The organism is Cytobacillus stercorigallinarum (genome assembly GCF_014836495.1).
Taxonomy (GTDB): domain Bacteria; phylum Bacillota; class Bacilli; order Bacillales; family Cytobacillaceae; genus Cytobacillus; species Cytobacillus stercorigallinarum.
Window position 1 is genome coordinate 1 of sequence record NZ_JACSQT010000036.1, and the last position, 1416, is coordinate 1416.

At 38.1% G+C, this 1416-nt stretch carries 1 protein-coding gene; it reads left to right on the top strand.

Annotation, left to right across the window (positions count from 1 at the left end; genetic code table 11):
- Positions 1-96 precede the first annotated feature (96 nt).
- A complete protein-coding gene (locus H9655_RS22270) occupies positions 97-1263 on the top strand; it encodes an IS256 family transposase (RefSeq protein ID WP_191817418.1) in 1167 nt (388 codons plus the stop codon).
- Positions 1264-1416 lie beyond the last annotated feature (153 nt).

Consider the following 1416-nt stretch of genomic DNA (forward strand, 5'->3'; position numbering starts at 1 on the left):
GATTAAGTCCATATAATTGTGTAAAAAGAAGAGTCATTTTATTCCTTCTTGTCAACACTGTTTTCAACGACGATAAACAATGAAAGAGGAATAAGAATGACTCAAATACAGTTTAACCTAGATTTGGATGTTTTAAAAGAAGCCGTTATAAACTCAAATATTGATACTGTTGTTAGATCTGCTATTGTCCTTGTTTTAAATGAATACATGGAAAAAGAAAGAGATCAATATATACAAGCTGCTGGTTACGAACGCACGACTGACCGTTTAGATTATCGTAATGGCTACTACGAACGTGATTTTACGATGAGTATTGGGAAGCTAAAACTTAAAGTACCACGCACTAGAAATGGTGAATTTTCAACTTCCGTTTTTGAAAAATATGCACGCTGTGATCAAGCCTTCGTTATCTCAATGGTGGAAATGGTGATTAATGGTATATCTACTCGTAAGGTTACACATATTGTGGAACAGCTTTGTGGGGAGAACGTTTCAAAGTCTTTTGTTTCCTCTCTTACTCAAAAGCTAGATCCTATCGTTAACGACTGGGCCAAGAGACCACTTAATGTCTCCTACTATCCTTTTATCTTTGTGGACGCTATGTATATTAAGGTGCGCGAGCACCATCGAGTTGTCTCCAAAGCGATCTATATTGCGACCGCCCTGACTGATAAAAACACTCGTGAGATTCTTGGCCTTCAAGTTGATCATGTTGAGAACTATGATAGCTGGAGTCGATTTTTTCAACAGCTTAAATCCCGTGGACTTCAGTCTCCAAAGCTCGTTATTTCAGACGCTCATCAAGGTCTTCAAAAAGCAATTCTACGGGAGTTTATCGGCACTAGCTGGCAGAGATGTAATGTACATTTTAAACGTAATATTATCGAGAAACTCCCAAAGAAAGATTCTGGTGAAATTAGGACGATGGTCAAGCGGATTTTTGAAGCGGTAACTATAGAGGATATGAGGAATTTCAAAGAGGAACTTATGAACCAATTCGGTGAAAACCCTAAATTCACAAACGCCTTAAAAATCCTTGATGAAGGCTTTGAAGATACCATTCAATATATGGGACATTCACAAGCTCTTTGGCCTCATATAAGAAGTACGAATTCATTAGAACGGTTAAATCAAGAAGTTCGCAGAAGGGAAAGAGTCATACGGATTTTTCCTAACACTCAGTCCGCTTTTCGTTTAGTGGGAGCTGTCTTACTTCATTATCAACAAACAGTTTACTCAAAGAGAAAATCCTTATGCAAATAGCCTCTACATTTGAGTGAAACTTCCATTATAGATGGTTTCATAGCCAGGGTGGACTGTCAAAGTGAGGAGCCTTTGACATCCCACCCTGGCTATGAAGGAATAGAACCATGGAAGATTCCCTCAAAAAATGTAAGGGGATAAATCATATCACTA

Excerpts from the sequence above, each read along its gene's own strand:
- H9655_RS22270 (WP_191817418.1), top strand. The coding sequence starts at position 97 with ATGACTCAAATACAGTTTAACCTAGATTTGGATGTTTTAAAAGAAGCC.